Here is a 16376-nt window from a genome sequence, read left to right as displayed (position 1 = left end):
AACAGCGCAATGCGGACAAAAGAATGGCGCGAATGGGGTCTTTGCGGTGTCAGAAGCCAAGAAGATCCGCCTCGTCGATTGCCTTTGTGAGGAACACGTCACGCCGCGCTTCCGGCGCCCAGCCCAGCACCGCCTTGGGCAAACTGTTGTCAAAGGGCGAGAAATGCGCACGGCTTTTCCAGTCGGCCAGCGACGGGTTGCTGAGCCCTCCGCGCCGCAGCACGTGTTTCTTGAGTGCGTACTTGACCGACGCTGAGGCATAGAACGCGGTGAGATTGCCCGGTTTGACCTTGATCCGCGCGCCCAATCGCGCATGGATCGCGTCGAAGTAATCGCAGGCTGACAGCATCGGCTCTCCGACCAGATTGAAGCTTTGCCCAATCGCGGCGTCGTTTTCCGCCATGAGGATCAGCGCCTCGGCCACGTCTTCATTCAAAACAAACGGTAGCGTATGGTTGCCCTTGCCCCAGATACGCACCGCGCCGGCCCCGTGCCAGCGGCCAATGCCCCAATGTTGCAGCGGGCCGCCTTTGCCCACGACAATGCCGGGGCGGGCGATGGTTAGCGGCAGGGCGTATTTGCGATGCATCTCCAAAAGCCGCGCCTCGCATTCGGCCTTGGAGCGGGCATAGATGTTGCGATCCGTCATATCGTCGGCAAAGCCGGTCTGTTCGGTGATCGTGACGCCCGGGTCGGACATGTCATAGCTGGCAATCGTACCGGTATAGATAAAGCGCGCCACGCCGCTGGCATTGGCAGCGCGGGCAATGGTCTCGGTCACGCCGACATCGTTCTTGAGCGCGGCGTCCCATGTGGCATCCAGCGACTTGCCAAGGTGATAGACAATCTCGATCCCGTCCATGGCGGCGGCCAGTTGATCGGGGTTCGACAGCGACGCGCCAAACAGTTCGACATGGTCGGCAATATCGTCAAACGGGCCGGATTGCCCACGTGAAAGAACGCGCACATCGCGTCCCCGAGCCACCCAAGCGCGGGTCAGGTCGCGTCCAATGAACCCGGTGCCGCCGATGATCAGCACGCTGGGCTTGGGTTTCTTGCGGGTGGCAGGCTTGGGTTTTTTCTCGGGTTTCGGCAACAGCGCCAGTGCGGCGTCGATGGCGGTCATGACCGCGACGGCGCTGTCGCCGGAAAAGCGCTTGTCGAGCGGGCGACCGGTGCGGATTGCCGTATAGAATGCGCCGGTGAGACCGAAAAAGCTTAGCCCATAGGGAGATTTTCGGTTCAGTGACACAAGTTGCCGCACGCCGTTCACCATGCCTTCGCGCAGGTGCTGCCCGGCGAGCGACATCTGGCGCAGGAACGGGTTGGCGACGATGTCGGCGGCATTCTCGGCGTCGATCACCAGTACATCATTTGCATAGTCCAGCCGCGCCGTGGCCGTCGAGCCATGCAGCGTGACCGAGCGGTCATCCATGGTTTCGACCAGCGACAGGTTGATCGTCACGGCGACCCTCCCGGCGGTGGCAAGGATACGCCAGCTTTGCGGGCGCGTGGTGTCGCCAGGGATGGCGATGGGCTTGGACAGGCTGACATGCTCGATATGCAGCGGGCCAAAGAGGTCGACCGCAAAGGCAAAGAGATGCGGGCCCAGTTCCAGCAAGAGGTTCCGGGGTTCTTGCAACAGCCAGAGGCCAAACGGCCCCGAGCGCAGGGGGGCAAGCGGGAAGTGCCAGTTGATCTCGGCGGCTGCAACGCACCCGACACGACCCATCTCGACCGCATCCCTGAGCCGCATGTAACCGGGTGTGCCCATGAAATTATGCCCGGCGGCAAAGATACGGTCATTGGCAAGTGCGGCTTCGTGGATGGCCAGCGTGTCCTCGGCCGAGAGCGCCACGGGTTTTTCCACGAGCACATGTTGCCCGGCATTGAGACAGGTCTCGGCCAGCATGCGGTGGGTTTGGGGCGGGGTGACGATATGCACCGCATCACAGATGCCCGCGTCGAGCATGGTGGCAAGATCGGTATAGGGCGCGATGCCATAGGTCTCGGCCAGCGCAGTGGCGGCGGCCTGCGAAGTATCGCACACGGCCACGAGTTCCACGCCCGGAGTGGCCTGAATCGCGCCTGCGTGCCAGTCTGCGATATAGCCTGCACCCAGAAGGGCGGCGCGCACGGGGCGGTCTTTGTTCAGGTCTGCAATCATCTACTTGTACTCGATAATCTTCATGGCGCGACCGCGCAGGCGGCGCCAGTGAAACAGGAACATGCCGATCACGTTCGGCACCTTAGACATGGACAGAAGGCGGGCGTGGCGGCGGGCCTCCCAATAGGGCAGACCATCGGCAACAAGCCCGCGTTTCGTGCGGATATAGGACATCAGGTAGAGCGCCAGCACCGCGAGGAACAGCCATGCCGACTGGCAGAGGCCGATCAGCGCCAGTAGCGGTAGGACAAGGCCATAGACCAGCGCGCGGATCTGTTCGCGCCGGAAATAGGGGGGATGCATCCAGCCAACCTGTGCAAAGCCATGCCCGGTGCGCACAGCGCGTTGCCACCATTGGCCAAAATGCAGCATCGCGGCGTCGTGGCGGGTCATTTCAAGCGGCAGGCGGCGGAGTTTCCAGTTGGCCTTGGCCAGTCTTACGCAAAACTCATCATCCTCGGCGGCGATCACGTTCGGATTGAACCCGCCCGCCTCTTCAAACGCGGCGCTGCGCACCATCATGTCCCCGCCACATGCGGTGATCTCGCCCGCCGGGCGGTGCCATTCAAAGTCGCAAAGCGCGTTATAGACCGATCGTTCCGGGTAAAGCTCGGCGCGCCAGCCAGTCACCAGACCAAGGTCGGGGTTTTCGCGCAAGGCCGCTTCTCCTGCGGCGATCCAGCCGGGAACCACCACGCAGTCGCCATCGACGAACTGGATGAATTGCGGCAGATCGCCGGTGGCCTTGAGCGCGTCGAACCCGGCCTGCCGCGCGCGGGCGGCGGTGAAAGGCAGGGTGTGATCCAGTTCGACCACAAGCGCGCCCACGCTGCGGGCCTCGGCCACGGAATTGTCCCAACTGCCGCTGTCGACATAGACAATTTCGACGTCCTGCTCGACCAGCGAGGTCAGGCAGGCAATCAGCCGTTTGCCTTCGTTGCGGCCAATGACGATGGCGGTGGTCATGTGACCCTCCCGTCAAGCAGTGCCTTGAGGCGGACGGCCTCGATGCTGACGTCAAAGGCAGTTTCCACGGTGGCGCGGCCCGCGATGCCCATCCCCGTGGCGCGTGACGGGTTGCCGACGACCTTGCCAATCGCCTCGGCCAGCGCTGCCGGGTCGCCGGGCGGCACCAGCAGCCCGGAGGCGCCGTGGGTGACCAGTTCGGGGATGCCCGCGATATGGGTTGTGACCACGGGACGCGCGGCGGCCATGGCCTCCATCAGAACGACGGGCACACCCTCGGCAAAGCTCGGCAGAACAAAGAGGTCCGCCGCGACCAGCGCTTCGGCGACTTCGGATTGCGATTTGTAGCCGACGAAATCCACATGGTTGCCCAGCCCCGCACTTTCCGCCTGATGCTCGAGCGCTGCGCGGCTTGGGCCATCGCCGATCACGGTCAGGTGCAGGTCGGGATAGTCCCCGACAAGTGTCTCCATCGCGCGCAGCAGGATCGGCAAGCCCTTGACCGGGGCCAGACGCCCGACAAACAGGAGGTTGTGTCCCATCGGCAGTTCGTCATTGGCATAGCGACGCGGATCGACGCCGCAATGGATGATGTGCAGCTTGTGCCAGTGTTTCGGATCGCTGAAGGCCATCGCTTGAGAGCGACAGAAATGGCTGATGCAGGCCACGAAAGCGGCGCGCGCGATCTTTTCATCAAGCCGCCAGTGTTCCGGGGCAAAGAAGATGTCTGGGCCATGCAGGGTGAAACTGTAGGGGATGCCCGACAGTTCGGATGTCAGCATGGCGACCGAGCAGGAGGATTTGGCGATGTGGTTGTGCAGGTGGCGCACGTTGTTTTTGCGCAGATGTGCGGCCAGCACCCCGGCCTCGGCAAAATAGAATAGCTGATAGAGCATCGCCTTGATGCCGCCGGGGGACGTGCGGATGGCCAGCCAGAGCGCACGCAGATACCGCGCCGGGCTGCGCAGGAATGCGCCCAGATGGCACAGAAGCAGGTGCAGCGGACGCGCGGCGGACAGGATGTAGAAGGTGCGCGCGGCCTCTTTTTTCTGCTCCTCACCGACGAGATGTTCGTCGCCGGTGCGTCGCACCGAGCAGGTCACGACCTCTTGCCCCATGGCACGCAGTTCGGCCACCTCACGTTGAATAAAGGTGTCGGTGGCGCGGGGGTACTCTCCCGTCAGATAGGCGATGGGGCGGTCTGTGGTGTCGCTCACGTGTTTCGGTCCTGCTCGATCCCGATTGATCCGGACATAGCGGTTTCAAAGGGCAGCATTGTGACCGGGTTCAGGCGTTTGTGCATCAAGGTGTTGTCATAAGACAGCGGCTTGTGGCGCGCCTCAAGCGTATCGCGCCGCAACAGCCCCGGCATGGAGGCGCCATTGGGCGTGATCCGTGCCAGAAGCCGCGCCATGCCAAGCGGCAAGTGCAGCACCAGTCGGGGCCAGCCGGTTCTGCGAAAACTGGTTACAAAGCGGTCGCGGCTAGGCAGGGCGTCGTCAAAAAGGTTGATCGCTTCGATCCCGTTCGGGGACTGGGCGGCGCGGATCAGGCATTCTGCGGCAAGGTCGACATGACAGAGCGGCACCTTGCCGCCGCCGTCGATCATCACCAGCGCCGGGCCAATGCCGGGGCCGATATGGGCGTTGAACAGGCGATCCGGCCCGTAGATCGCGCCGGGGCGCAGGATAGACAGGGTGAAACCGTGTTCTTGGGCGGCGGCGCGGAACATGTGTTCCTGTGAAAGCTTGGCGGCAGCATAGGCATCGCGCCCCGTGGTGGCCAGCGGGCACGCTTCGGTCAGGATGTCATTGTCGCGGAGCGCGGTGACATCGTAAACGGACAGGGAGCTGACCAGAACCACATGCGGTACCCCAGCCTCGATAATTGCAGCGATCAGGTTCTCGCTTGCCGCGATCGTGTCGCGCGCGTGATCCCCGGCAAGCGTCGCTGCGGCGTGGATCAGGGTGCTGGCTCCCTTTAAGCTGCTGGAAATATTGGTGCTTTCTGCCAGATCGGCTTCGTGGGTCGTGACGCCCGGATCATTGACCCACCCCCTCGGAACGCTGTGTTCCGCACGCACGATCACGCGGAGCGGCAGGTCGATCAGGCGCGCATAGGCAACGGTGTGCTGTCCGACGAACCCGGTTGCCCCGGTGATGGCAATGGGGCCGTTCATGACGCCCACGGCATCGGGGTGAGTGGGTCGCAGCGCGTGGTCATGTCCTGCACTCCGGCGCTGTCCCCCGCGTTCTGGATGGCCAATGTCACCTCGTTGAGGTGCAGCGCGAATTCGGCGGAGAGCCGGCAGGCGCGCCCTTCGGTCAAAGCGTCCAGCATTTCCACCGGGCCAAGTGCGAAATTCATCGCCGCCGCGCCCCACCGGTCAACCTTGGGATGGGTGGCGCGCCCCAGTCGGATGGACTTGCCTATCGGGTGCTCCATAAGGCGGCGGCGTAGGACGAAACGGCGGTGGAACCGTACTGGCGCGCTGTTGTCCCAGGCCTGTTTGACCTGCAACACGCCCTTGTCCCCGAACATGCGGATGCGGTGGTCATGCGGGGCCACGATGGAGCAGGTCAGACGCGCGGTGATGCCGTTTTCAAAGAAAAGGGTCGCGGTCGAGAAGTCGGGGGTGCCGGTGGTCGATTTGTCGGGCAGGGTCTCGGCCGAAGCAGCAATGACCCGGCGCACGGTGCCGAACATACCGATCAACCATGTCAGGTAATAGCCCGCGTGTTCCAACGTGCAGCCCACCGCGAATTCATCCTCGGCGGGCCACGGCGCGCCTGACGGGCTTTTCCAGCCCTTGTAGGGGGCTTGTGGAATGAACCCGTCGTCAAGCTCGGCATAGATTAGCCGGACCGGTCCGCAGACCTCGTCGCGCACCGCCTTGGCAAGCGTCTGGGCGGTTTCGCCCAGCACCGAACAGGGGGCAGAGGCGAGCAGAAGACCTTTTGAAGCGGCCAGGTCATGCAGCGCCCGCGCGTCGTCCATCGCCATGGCCAGCGGCTTTTCGGAGTAGACATGATGTCCGGCCTCGAGGCAGGTACGGGTGATCTCGAAATGCGACCCCGGATTGGTCAGGTTGAGCACCAGTGAGCCAACCGGCAGGTTGCCAAGGAACCGCTCCAGCGTATCGGCGGGCGTGACTTTCCAATGCGCGCAAAACGCGGCCAGCCGCGCCGGATCACGATCAAAGGCCTGGGTCACGGCGACATCGGGATGGGCCGCAAGCGAACGCATGTAAAGATCGGCAACAAAGCCACAACCGATGATGGACACGGCCCGGATGGGTTTGCCGTTCATGTGAAATACCCTTTGCCCGCAAGCGATTGGCGACAGTATAGGGGAAGCGGCGGGCGAGGCCAGCGGCGGGCCGGTTTCTGTGGCGATTTGTGGCGCAGGGGAACCACTTATCCGGGATTTGCGGCAAGGTTCTGGCGGCGCGCGGCGCAGGTGCTAGTGTTGAAGTCGGACAAACCGAGGGCAACGGGTGGAATTTCGCACGATCGACGGGCCGGTGACGGTCAACATCGCCACTATGGACGCGTTGGAAGCGTCGGTGCGCGCGCGGTTCCGGGCGCGCGAGGGGTTTGCGCTGGCGACGTTGAACCTTGATCACCTCGTCAAGCTGCGGCAGGACCGCGATTTTGCCAGCGCCTACCAGGCTCAGGATTTTGTGGTCGCGGATGGCAATCCGGTGGTCTGGCTGTCCCGGCTGGCGCGTCGCCCCGTCGGGTTGCTGCCGGGGGCCAACCTCGTGCTGCCGCTGGCTAAATGGGCCGCTGCTGAGGGCGTTACGGTGGCCTTGATTGGAAGTACGGAAGACAGTCTGGCGGCGGCAGGGGACGCGTTGCAGGCGCAGGTGCCGGATCTGGAAATCGTCGCACGGATCGCGCCGCCAATGGGGTTCGATCCGGACAGCGCGGTGGCGAACACGGTGTTGCGACAAGCCTCCGAAGCCGGCGCGGGCATGGCCTTTCTGGCGCTGGGCGCCCCCAAGCAGGAAGTACTGGCCGCGCGCGGGCGCGTCGTGGTGCCGGAGATGGGATTTGCCTCGATCGGGGCGGGGCTGGATTTTCTGGCCGGGACACAGAACCGTGCCCCTGTCTGGGTACAGAACCTCGCGCTGGAATGGCTGTGGCGGATGCTGAGCAACCCGGCGCGGTTGGCGGTGCGTTACGCGCGCTGTTTCGGTATCCTTCCCGGACTGACCCGCGATGCGATGAAGCTGCGCAACGGCTGACGGTGCTCTCAGACGCTGATCCGGCGGGGTTTGCGGCGGCGCAGCAGCAGCATGTCCTTGAGTTTCCCTTTCAGCCCGCGCGGCGGCAGGATTTCCCGATCCATTTCGAACACCGTTCCACTCAGGGTGCGATCCGACCAAAGCGCCAGCGCCGCCCCCCATTTCGCCGCGACCGCCGGGTCCAGCCCCTCTGGAATGCCCATGTCGGTGTTGAGCATGCCCGGCATCCAGGTGCTGACCACGATCCCCGGCAGGCGGTCCCCCAGATCGGCCACCAACGCGCGCGAAAACACTGTGCAGGCCCCCTTGGATACGCTGTAGGCCGCGCTGCAGGGTGGTGGCGAGAGGTCGGAAAAGCTCGACACGTTGACGATGCGCCCCTCGCCCGCCGCGCCCATATCGGCAAGCGCTTCGCGGGTGCAGGCCACCATGCCGCCAAGGTTGGTGTTCACCGTCTCCATGAAGCTTTGCGCGGTCTCGTCGAAGATATCGCGATGCGGATAGACTCCCGCGTTGTTGATGAGGATGGTCACGGGGCCAAGCGCACGGACCTGCGCGAAGGCTGCCCTTACCGAAGCCGGGTCGGACACGTCTGCCGGAATTGCCGTGAAGAGATCGCCCGCCAGTGCCGCTGTCTCCTGCAAGGCGTCCGCGCGGCGGCCAAGCCCTGCAACATGTTGTCCCCGTGCACAGAGTTCCACGACCAAAGCCCGCCCAAGCCCCGAGCCCGCGCCGGTCACGACTGTCATGCCTGTGCTCATGTCTTGCCCTCCGCTTGCAAGGTTTCCGCCAGCCGATCACCGACACGCAGGGCGTTGGCGGCAATGGTCAGGCTAGGGTTCACGCCCATCGAGGTTGGCATGAAGCTGGCATCCGCGACCCAGAGATTGTCAAGCTCGTGCGCGCGGCAATCCGCATTGAGCACGCTGGTCGACGGGTCATGCCCGAAACGCAACGTACCGCAGGGATGGCCATAGTTCAGGTCCGGGCCGGAGCCGAGAAACACGGCGCGAAGCCGCTTGCGGATCGCCTTGCGGAACGCCTTGCGGCGGGTTCCCAGTTCGGGGGGCATGTCATAGGTGATCGCCAGCTTGCGCGGGGCGTCCGGGTCATAAATAACGCGGTTTTCCGGCATCGGCAGGTCTTCGAGGATACCGACAAAGATCTTGGCCTCGCCAAACAGCTTCACGGCAATCGCGGCGGGCAGGCGGGTAAACTGGCGCAGGGGTCGCAGACCGCGCAGGCGCGAGCGGTCGAAAGCCATGTTGAGGTAATGCACGATCTCGCCATAGCGGGCTTCGATGCCCATGGCCTGCACCATACCATAGCGTATGTTTTTGTCCCGATAGAGGTCCCGGAAGGCAAGCGCCTTGGTGGGGGCGCTGCCCTTGTGGCCGCTCCCCGGCCAAAGGGCGAACATTTCCGAAAGGTGAAACATGAGGTTGCGTCCGACCTGCCCCGAGCTGTTCGCCAGATCGCCTGACGCCATCAGGAGGCGCGGCGAGGCCAGCGCCCCCCCGGCCAGCACATAGGCCCGTGCCTGCAGCGTGATCGGCGTGCCCCGGTGGGTGGCCTCAATGGCGCGGACCGCGCCGTTTTCGGTCCGCAGCGCCGTTACTTCGCAAAGGTCGAGAAGTGAGGCGTTCCCCGTGGCCAAGGCCGGTTCCACCCCGGCAGATCGCCCGTCCATCTTGCAGGCGCGCGGGCATTTCGAGCCCAGGCAGGACTGGCAGCCCTCCAGATAGCGCAGCGCCATATGCCCCTGATAGGGATGCAATCCGGCGCGTTGCATCGCCGCGAAAAGCGCCTTGTCGGCAGGCGGCATTTCTGGTCCCGGCGGCAGCTCCGCCGGATCACCCAGCGGATCGACACTGCCACAGACATGGAACATCTGCTCAGCCTCTTCGAAATAGGGGCGCATCTCGGCATAGGACACGGGCCAGCCGCCGGTCGGGTGGGGGATGTCCGCGCTGTCATCAAGATCATGCGGTTCGGGGCGTTCCAGCGTGGCGGCGTAGAACACAGAAGACCCGCCCACCCCCGCACCCAGCGGAGCGTTGAATATGGTGTCGACGCCGTTCACCCGTGCATGCAGGGGCTCGGGCCAATATCCCCGCACCAGTCGCGCTTCCTTGCCCCAAATGTCGGCGCTAAGCTCCTGTTCCTCGGCCCTCAACCCGGCGGGGCCGCGTTCGACAAACAGCACCGACAGCCCCTTTTCAGCGAGCCGCCGCCCGATCGGGCCGCCGCCCATTCCGGTGCCGATCACGATCACGTCCCATGTTTTGTCCTGTGGCCGTGTCATGTGCCGCCCTCGGCAAAGACGGGGGCAAACACGGCGCGGATTTGGCGGGCGGCAGCATTGGTCAGGTGGTTGTTGTCGAAATAAAAGCCTTGCCCGTTCCGCACCGCCTCGCAAAGGAACTGGTCGCACAGGAACGGCCACGGATCGAGGATCTGCGCACCGTTTTGGGCAATCGCCTTCTCGGCAGATGCCGCGCGTTCTTCAGCTGCGTCCATCGTCACCTGCCCCATGCGCTGCGCCTCTTGCGCAGTCACCCGCCCATGCACCAGCGCGCGAGCCATTTCAGGGGCGGCATAGTGCGGGATTTCCGGCGGCTGGCGTAGCAGGAAGACGGTGCGGTCCTGCAAGGCCAGTGTCTGAACCGTGGTCGTAAGGGCTTCGGCTAAAAGCGCATCCTGCGGCTTGTCCGCTCCGTCGCCTTTAAGCGTGATGGTGTTGTGCGCGTCGATTCCGCTCCCGGTGCCGGTTGCGTAATAGGCCCAGCGTCCGATCAAAAGCACGTCGCGCAGATCGGGCATCTCGGCCAAGGCCGCCCTGATCTGGTCATTGCCGCTGCGACAGGCGGCGTTCTGGGTGGCGGTGGCGCTGTTTTCCTGCTTTTCGAGGTCAAAGGCGGGCGGGCAGCCAGCGCGCCAGATCACCAGCGCGGCGCGGTTGTGGTCGTGGGCGGCCTGCGCCAGCCCCTCATAGAGCGCACGCACATGGCTGTCGCCCCAGATCAACAAGGTTGGTGTTTGGCCTTCGGGTCCAATGGGGCAGGTTTCGATCCCCTTCAGGGGGCCGTTTTCGGGGGTGGTGCAGCGCGAGAAATCCTGAAGGAAATCGCCGGAGGCTGCGATATGCACCTGTGTTTCCGGGCCAAAGCGCCCCGGCATCCCGTCGGCGCGGAAGATCGCCGCGGAAGCTCCGAGAAAAAGAACCGAGGCTAATGCCGCCCCGCCCAAGAGCGTCTTGCCGGAGAGGTTGGAGGCCCGGCGCACGGGTTGTTCGATGAACCGCCACGATAGCAACGAGAGGATCAGACAGAGAATGATCCAGCCCGTCGTCTCCAGCGGTCCGGAATACTCCCCACGCATGTAGGTCGAGAGGGTCAGCACCGGCCAGTGCCAGAGATAAAGCGAATAGGAGATCAGCCCGATCATGACCGGGGCGGGCATCGACAGAACCCGGTTCACCGGGTTCGGATCGCCCCCGTTCATCAGGAGCAGGACCGTTCCGGCGACCGGCACCACGGCCTGCCATCCGGGAAAACCGGGACCGGGCTGGATCAGGGCAATCCCGGCCAGCACGAGGGCAAGCCCGAGCCAGCTTGGCCAAGGTCCAAAACGCCAGTCGGTGCCGCGCTCTTGTCCCCAGACCGCGAGCAGCACCCCGGCCAAAAGCTCCCATGCGCGGAAGGGAAAGAGATAGAACGCCGCTGTGTGGGCACGGCTGGTCAGGGGAATGGCGCTGAGAAGCGAGGCAAGAAACAGGGCAGCAAAGGCAAGGATCATGCCCCGGCGTGACCGTCCGCACAGCAGGAAGACCAGAGGCAGGAACAGGTAAAACTGTTCCTCGACCGAAAGCGACCATGTATGCAGGAGCACCTTGTCCTCGGCCGCCGTGTCGAAATAGCCCGACTGGCGAAAGAACAGCACGTTCGAGAGATATACCGTCGCCGCGATCACACCCTTGGCGGTTTCGCGGAAATCGTACGGCAAAAGCACGAGCCAGCCGACAAGCAGCACAGCCGCCGACATCGCGACATATGCGGGGGCAAGGCGGCGGATGCGGCGCAGATAGAAGCGCCCAAGCGACAGACGCCCGGTCGCGGTTTTTTCCCGCCACAGGATGCCACCGATCAGAAAACCGGAAATGACAAAGAAGATGTCGACCCCGACAAAGCCGCCCGCGAGACCGGGCAGGCCGAAATGATAGAGCACCACCGCCGATACGGCGATGGCGCGCAGCCCGTCGATCTCGGCCCGGTGGGGCGCTGGTGTGGTCTGGGTCATGCCCGAAAACTGCTCTTGTTGTGGCCCCAGCAAAGCATTGCCGCCGGGGTGGGTTCAAGAATAGGCGCAAATGCAGTCCGAAGTTGCGAAACAACAGAGGTTTTGCGACAACGATTCAAGGGCATTTTGATGGCAGGGGACCGCCAGTGAAGATGGATTTCGATGTATCGGCCACCGAGGCCGACTGGTCACGGGAAAAAGTGACCCGGTTCTGGGATCCCGGTCCCAAGCTGATCCGCGCCCTGCGCCGCTACCAAAAGGCGCGCGCGCGCGGCGGTCTGTTTGGGCGACTCGCGTCCAAGTACTGGGTTCTGGTGCATCGGTTCTGGTCGGTGATCACCCAGTCCGAACTGCACCTGCACATGGAGGTCGGCGGCGGTCTGCGCATGCCGCATCCCACGGGCATCATCGTTCATCCCAACGCCGTGATCGGGCCGAATTGTATGCTGATGCATCAGGTCACGTTGTCGGGTGCGGTGCGTATGGGCGGGCACGTGGATGTCGGCGCCGGGGCCAAGCTTCTTGGCGAGATCACCATTGGCGACAATGTCGAGATCGGCGCTAATGCGGTGGTGACGAAGGACGTGCCGGATGGCGCGGTCGTGGCCGGTATTCCGGCACGGGTCATCCGCATGAAGGACAATACCTGATCCGCGTGGTTCCCGTTTTACAGAACAGTGCGCCGTCGTGCCGGTTCCGGCATGGCGCGCAAGCCTTCTTCCACGCCTTCCTTGCGTTGCCGCGCCAACATCTCGGCATGACCCAGCAACATGCCGGAAATGATCCATGTCATCGGGGTGAGCGTGGCATTGGGCAGCAAATCAACGAGGTTCACGCCCAGCAGCAGCGCCAGCGGCCCGACATAGGGCGAAACCGACACGCGGGCCAAATCCGCTCGGGGATGGCTGTCGCCCCGCATCGAAAAGGATGTCTCGCGCACGAACCGGGTGCGTGCATCCGAGCGAGCCTGTCCAAGGCGCCGCCACAAGAGGAAAATCGGCAACGACAGCAGCCCGAATTGCGCCGCGTAGCCGACCGCCCCCCAGACACCCAGAACAATCACCCAATAACCGTCGGACACGGACGTGATCTGACCCGTGACGGGATCATGCAGATGGTTGCGCCCCCAGATGCCCCACCCGAAGAACGGCCTCTCAAACGCGCGTGCGGCCAGAATATCTTCGTTCTGAAACCGAAAGGCCAATGACGCGGCCCGTTCTGGCGACACGGCTTCGGCCTGTGCCAGAATGAAATCGGTTGGCACCAGCCCGGCGGCCTTGAACGCAGGGTAAAGGCAGGCAATCAAGGCCAGCGCTGCGGCGATCCGGAGCTGCGCCCCCGTCGACAACATTATGATCATCAACCCTGCAACCCCGGCATAAACCAGCACGGCCAAGGTTTTGCAGAGTACCAGGATCACCGCCAGGTAACAGGCCGCGATCAGGAACTTGATCCGTGATTGGCGCGTGTCGCCCCGCCAAAGCGCCAGTGCCGCGAGCAGGCAGGTGAGCATGAAATAGGCCAGCCAGATGCCATGATAAAGGAACACCATGGGGCGATACCCGCCGCCACGAATGGTCTGGGAAAACAGGTGCTGATAATAGCCATAGACCCAGTTATTGATCTGCGGGCTGAGCCGGACCTCCATCAGAGTCGGGATCGTATAAACCAGCCCCGCGATCAGCAGAGCCAGCAGCATGTCGCGCTGGTCTTCTCGCGTCTGCAGGAAGTTGCGCGCCATCAGAAAGCCGATCAGCATGATGAACTGGTTGATCGGCTGGGCAATCGCGTCCTGCAGGTGAAGCCCGCGGATATAGCGTTCCGTGAAGATCAGCGGGTCGGAGTTGGTGGCCACGGTCAGTACCGGGGACAGGATGAACAACAGCACCAGCCAGCGCGCGGGACGGGACTCGGGCAGGATTTTGGGCTTCAGGGCGAGCACAAAAACCACCACGCCAAACACTGCCAGGTGGGGCAGCGATTCCTTGTCGAGCGCGGGCATGAGGGGCAGGTCGAACTTGGCCGGTGGCGGCGGCAAAAGCAGATAGGCCCCCAGCAGGGACCAGACCAGCGCCCGCCCCGGGGGAAGCGCCACGAAAAGCCGCCAGACCACGACCGGCCAGAGCAACAGCATCAGATTGGCGATGACGTTGGGCATGGCGCGCGGGGCCTTTCCTCGAAACAACAGGGCGCGCGCCAAGTATAGCGCGCGCAACAGAGCGTGTCAGTCTTGCAGGGTCAGACGCCGGTGCCCACGGCCACAACAAGCACCGTGCGTGCCACAACGGCCACATCGGTGCCAAAGGACAGGGCGCGGTCATAGTTGGTATCGTGCAGGGCGCGTTCGGCAAAGCTGCATTCGTTGCGTTCAGCAATTTGCCAGAACCCGGTAATGCCCGGACGCATCGCATAATAAGCGGTTCCGGGATAAAGACTTACCTGTTCGGTCATCATCGGACGCGGTCCGACCACCGACATGTCTCCCACCAGCACGTTCCAGAATTGCGGCAATTCGTCCAGAGACGTCTTGCGGATCAGGCGGCCGATGGGTGTGATCCGTGGGTCGTTGAGCAGTTTCTGCTTCTCGTCCCATTCCCGGCGTGCCTCGGGATTTTCGCGCAGGTAGACTTCGAGCTTGGCCTCTGCATCAGGGACCATCGAACGCAGCTTAAGCATATTGAAGCGCTTGCCGTTGAGCCCGACACGTTCCTGAGGATAAATCGGAGACGTGCCGTCCCGGGCAATGACAATGGCCAGAACCGCAATGATGAGACCGACCGGAAGCGCGATGGCCAGCACGAAAAGGATGTCGAAAGCGCGCTTGAAATACCTGCGGTAAAACCCCGTGCGCTCTGGCACGGCCAAATAGGCTCTTTCAAAGTCCTTGCGCGAATAAATCGCCATTGGCTTCTTCCCCACAAAACCTGGATGTGCAGCTTGGGAAACCGGTCCGTCATTTCAGCAGGCCAAAAGCAACCAACGCGCGCCCAAAAGGCGTGCAGTCGTTCAGACCGTGACTGTTCCAGAAATCGCCCCGGCAGCAGGGGCTTGTCCACGCGAGCAGTCGTGACTCAGTTTCTTAAGTGCTCCTATCCAAGAAGCGCCCACCCAAGGACATAGATTAGACACATTCTCTTTTAAATCTACGATATATTTTTCGAATATTCCCCTAAGTATCTGAAAAATAACGGATTGAATTGTGGCAATTTGTGGGCGCGACCAAATTGCCGAAAAAACTGCCTCAAAAGCACGCGCTAATATTCATGTTTTAGAAATAGTCCACGCTTCGTCTGCGAGATTGTTTCCTGCGGCTGGCGGGATTGCGTCCCCCGCTGGCCGGGACGTGTGCAGTGATTCGGGGAGTTCATGTATCCGCGCGTCAAATTGCGTCGGAATTGTGGCGCCTTAGCGTCCAAATTTCAGGATGACCCCGGCAAGGGCGGCGACCATGGTTGCGAACGCAGTGAGGGTCAATCCTGCTTTGACAAAGCGCTTGCGGCGCTCTGGTTTGCTTTCGATTACGGGGATCGCCACGACCGCGCGCATGCCCAACTGGCGTTCAAGCTGCGAGCGCGTCCAGATCTTCGGGCTGCGCAGCTCGGCAAGGAAAACGAGAACCAGCGCAACCACGCCGCTCAGCAGTCCGCCCATGGCCAGGATTTTCTTGCGTGACGGCGCAATCGGCCAATCTGGCGGCAACGCCTTTTCGAGAACCGCAAAGCTGTTGGACTGGCTGTTGGCTTCAAGCATCTGGTTCATTTCCGCCTCGGACTTGCCAACTGTGATCGCGGCGAACTGGTCTTCGAGCGTGCGCAGCTGGCGTTGCAGCTTGGACAATTGCTGTTCCATGCCGGGAAGGGCGCGGATCTGGGCGACGATGCGGTTGATTTCGTCCTGGTAGACGTCGCGCTCTTCCTCAAGCCGGCGCACACGCTGGGCCCGCACCGAGTTTTCCGACCCGGTGCCGATCTCTGTCAAGGCAACGATCTGGCGCGAGACTTCAAGCTGCAATTGCTGAAGGTTGGACAAGCGGGTTTGCAGAGCCTCGAGACCGCCGGGCAACAGCACGTCGTTGCGGCGTTTGAACTCTGCGATCTGTTCTTCAAGAACCGAGATTGCTGCGCCGATCCGGCGCTCTTCGCCGTCGAAGAACGCCAGCGTTTCGCGCACGCGGGCGGTACGGCGTGCCTCTTCCTCGGCCAGCACGTTGTTGACCAACTCATTGGCGACGTTGGCGGCCAGAACGGGATCGTTCATGCGCACGGTAACCAACAGGGCCGAGGGGCTGATATCCTGACGCCAGCGGAAATCCGGGTTGGTGATGTGATGCACACGCGCCGAACGCCGCAGAAGTTCGACCTTCTGCGCGTCGGCCAGCCCCGGATACAGACCGTATTTGTTGATGATGGTCAGAAGGTTGTCCCGCGCCATCACGCGCTGTTCGACGATCTGCAGTTTCTGCAGCATCGACGCATTGATCGACCCTGAAGAGCTTTCGCCGGTCTGGATCGAGGGCTGTTCGATCTGGATCGTGGCAGAGGTTTCGTATTCGCGTGGCAGGCTCAGCGCATAGGTCAGAGAGACAAGGACGCCGAGCGCAATGACCGACGCCCACAGAAAAAATCTCCTGCGGAGCATGCTCAGCACTTCGCCAAGTGTCTGGATCTTGTCCATGCCCGGTCCTCAATAGTCGGT

13 protein-coding genes are annotated in these 16376 nt (G+C 62.8%); 2 read left to right on the top strand and 11 right to left on the bottom strand.

Going from position 1 to position 16376, the window contains the following annotated elements; translation table 11 throughout:
- Positions 1–49: 49 nt before the first annotated feature.
- From BMZ35_RS06265 to BMZ35_RS06245, 5 genes are read right to left on the bottom strand one after another with little or no spacing between them, the layout of a single operon-like run.
- Positions 50–2167, bottom strand: coding sequence for an NAD-dependent epimerase/dehydratase family protein (locus BMZ35_RS06265; RefSeq protein ID WP_093091892.1), 2118 nt, complete (start codon positions 2165–2167; stop codon positions 50–52).
- Positions 2168–3133 (bottom strand): glycosyltransferase family 2 protein, encoded by a 966-nt coding sequence (locus BMZ35_RS06260; protein WP_093091890.1) that lies wholly within the window; start codon positions 3131–3133, stop codon positions 2168–2170.
- Positions 3130–4350: a glycosyltransferase gene (locus BMZ35_RS06255; protein WP_242654707.1), complete on the bottom strand. Its 1221-nt coding sequence runs from the start codon at positions 4348–4350 to the stop codon at positions 3130–3132. The genes BMZ35_RS06260 and BMZ35_RS06255 overlap by 4 nt, the downstream gene beginning before the upstream one ends.
- The gene (locus BMZ35_RS06250) at positions 4347–5312 is read right to left on the bottom strand and encodes an NAD-dependent epimerase/dehydratase family protein (protein ID WP_093091888.1); all 966 of its coding nucleotides are present in this window, start codon (positions 5310–5312) and stop codon (positions 4347–4349) included. The genes BMZ35_RS06255 and BMZ35_RS06250 overlap by 4 nt, the downstream gene beginning before the upstream one ends.
- Positions 5309–6442: a Gfo/Idh/MocA family protein gene (locus BMZ35_RS06245; RefSeq protein WP_093091886.1), complete on the bottom strand. Its 1134-nt coding sequence runs from the start codon at positions 6440–6442 to the stop codon at positions 5309–5311. The genes BMZ35_RS06250 and BMZ35_RS06245 overlap by 4 nt, the downstream gene beginning before the upstream one ends.
- A 187-nt stretch (positions 6443–6629) precedes the next feature.
- On the opposite strand from BMZ35_RS06245, the gene BMZ35_RS06240 reads away from it, so the two are divergent.
- On the top strand, positions 6630–7382 hold the full coding sequence (locus tag BMZ35_RS06240; RefSeq protein ID WP_242654706.1) for a WecB/TagA/CpsF family glycosyltransferase: 753 nt from the start codon (positions 6630–6632) through the stop codon (positions 7380–7382).
- Between the two features lie 8 nt (positions 7383–7390).
- On the opposite strand, the gene BMZ35_RS06235 is transcribed toward BMZ35_RS06240, so the two are convergent.
- From BMZ35_RS06235 to BMZ35_RS06225, 3 genes are read right to left on the bottom strand one after another with little or no spacing between them, the layout of a single operon-like run.
- Entirely contained in the window at positions 7391–8143 is a 753-nt protein-coding gene (locus BMZ35_RS06235; protein ID WP_242654704.1) for an SDR family oxidoreductase, read from the bottom strand.
- Positions 8140–9687 (bottom strand): GMC oxidoreductase, encoded by a 1548-nt coding sequence (locus BMZ35_RS06230; RefSeq protein ID WP_093091884.1) that lies wholly within the window; start codon positions 9685–9687, stop codon positions 8140–8142. The genes BMZ35_RS06235 and BMZ35_RS06230 overlap by 4 nt, the downstream gene beginning before the upstream one ends.
- Positions 9684–11681 (bottom strand): acyltransferase family protein, encoded by a 1998-nt coding sequence (locus BMZ35_RS06225; RefSeq protein ID WP_093091882.1) that lies wholly within the window; start codon positions 11679–11681, stop codon positions 9684–9686. Before BMZ35_RS06225 ends, BMZ35_RS06230 begins: the two co-directional genes overlap by 4 nt.
- Positions 11682–11833: 152 nt before the next feature.
- On the opposite strand from BMZ35_RS06225, the gene BMZ35_RS06220 reads away from it, so the two are divergent.
- Positions 11834–12331 carry a serine O-acetyltransferase gene (locus BMZ35_RS06220; protein WP_093091880.1) on the top strand — a complete coding sequence of 166 codons (498 nt, stop codon included), beginning with the start codon at positions 11834–11836 and terminating at the stop codon, positions 12329–12331.
- A 17-nt stretch (positions 12332–12348) separates the two neighbouring features.
- Here BMZ35_RS06220 and BMZ35_RS06215 read toward each other — a convergent pair whose 3' ends face one another.
- From BMZ35_RS06215 to BMZ35_RS06205, 3 genes are all read right to left on the bottom strand, one after another.
- Positions 12349–13839, bottom strand: coding sequence for a hypothetical protein (locus tag BMZ35_RS06215; RefSeq protein ID WP_093091878.1), 1491 nt, complete (start codon positions 13837–13839; stop codon positions 12349–12351).
- A gap of 80 nt (positions 13840–13919) precedes the next feature.
- Positions 13920–14585: a sugar transferase gene (locus tag BMZ35_RS06210; protein WP_093091876.1), complete on the bottom strand. Its 666-nt coding sequence runs from the start codon at positions 14583–14585 to the stop codon at positions 13920–13922.
- Positions 14586–15086: 501 nt separating this feature from the next.
- Positions 15087–16355, bottom strand: coding sequence for a GumC family protein (locus BMZ35_RS06205; protein ID WP_093091874.1), 1269 nt, complete (start codon positions 16353–16355; stop codon positions 15087–15089).
- Positions 16356–16376: the final 21 nt, after the last annotated feature.

It is taken from the genome of Shimia aestuarii (assembly GCF_900114635.1).
GTDB classification, from domain to species: Bacteria; Pseudomonadota; Alphaproteobacteria; order Rhodobacterales; family Rhodobacteraceae; genus Shimia; species Shimia aestuarii.
Note: the sequence above shows the minus strand (reverse complement) of the source record. Positions and strands in the feature narration are given on the sequence as shown.